At 36.3% G+C, this 1,368-nt stretch carries 1 protein-coding gene; it reads right to left on the bottom strand.

Translation table 11 applies throughout. The annotated features are described in order from the left end of the window. Window positions 1-767 precede the first annotated feature (767 nt). Window positions 768-1,178 carry a hypothetical protein gene (locus tag RG959_RS18430; protein WP_342798379.1) on the bottom strand — a complete coding sequence of 137 codons (411 nt, stop codon included), beginning with the start codon at window positions 1,176-1,178 and terminating at the stop codon, window positions 768-770. Between the last annotated feature and the right edge of the window lie 190 nt (window positions 1,179-1,368).

The raw sequence follows: 1,368 nt of genomic DNA, 5'->3' as shown, positions 1-1,368 counted from the left end.
GCTGAATGCATCATTATTAAACGCTGATGCTAATGCGCTTTGACTCGCTCTCAGGCTGCTGAATGCATCATTATTAAATGCTGATGCTAATGCGCTTTGACTCGCTCTCAGGCTGCTGAATGCATCATTATTAAATGCTGGAAAAAAATACCCTTTTCCTTCCAATTATATCCCCCCGATGCTTTTTAAATTTAACTTGACACGCACTGCACAAATTATAAGAAATGGGGCTAACAAGAACTTATTCTACAAGTCAAAATGAAAAAACGCCCCTCTCCTAAGGAACGTTGTTTTCGGTGAATTATTTGTTCGGTGTAGCTAGTCTGAAAAGGAACAGCTTATGTATATAATAACATATTAGGAAAATTTTTTCTGAAAAACAAAGAAGGAACCGTTTTCCGCCGGTTCCTTCTTTGGGTACAGAGATCGCAGTAATCTTGTCGAAACTAACAAACTAAATATACATCTTTAGAAAATATTGTAACATCCGCTTTTAATGGGAACAATAATTGGTGTGAATCATTTTTAACATGTGTAAAACGTCCGTTTAACAAAGTGTTTGAAGTCAACAAATTGTTGAGTTTCTCAACAGTGTAGTGTTAAACTACAAAGAGTACGTATTACGTTATACGTACTCTTTTTTTATTGCGGAGTGAAATAATCTGAAAATTCGCCGAATCCTTATACAGCAAGGTTTGATAGGGATTTTGGCAAAAAAATATTACAAAGCGAAATAAAAGGAATATTCCGCTTTGTAATAAGAATTGTCACTCGCCGAGGCTGTAATAGATGTCTTTCCCTTCTTTGGTGACGTTGATACTTAGGTACTTTTTCAACGATGAAATTGTATCGTTGAATTTTTTCCATTTTAGATTATGGTGACTAAGGAGATGCTGTTCCAGATCTTCCTTTTTCATTGTAGGGTTGTTAAGGAGTATTTGTTCTACAATGACCGCCAAATCCTTATAGGAAATTTGTTTGCTTAATTGCGGCAAAGTTCGCTGCGGTTTTTGTTCTTTAGCTGCTGCTTTTGGAATAACGATAAATTCATTAAGCAAAGACTCCATCTTTTCAAGTACCTGTGTCTCTTCGGCCAGCATCTGTTTCCTTTCAGCCAGTACTTGTTTCTTTTCAGTCAGCACCTCTAGCTGTCTGAGAACAGCTTCTTCTCTTTTCACAGTGTTATTTCCTCCTGTTGTGTGGTTATTGTCCGGCAAGACTAAATAATCATACTACAAATTCTAGTATCTTTACTAGAGTGGGAGTAAATATAAAAAGCCAGTACCCTTTTATGAACTGCCCCGTAAATGTTAGACACCAAACTAACATTTATGGGGTGTTTTTATGGCTAAATTTACAATGGAAGAA

This window comes from Domibacillus sp. 8LH, assembly GCF_038806185.1.
Classification (GTDB): domain Bacteria; phylum Bacillota; class Bacilli; order Bacillales; family Domibacillaceae; genus Domibacillus; species Domibacillus indicus_A.
The sequence above is the reverse complement of the archived record's forward strand: the minus strand, read 5'-3'. Positions and strand labels throughout refer to the sequence as shown.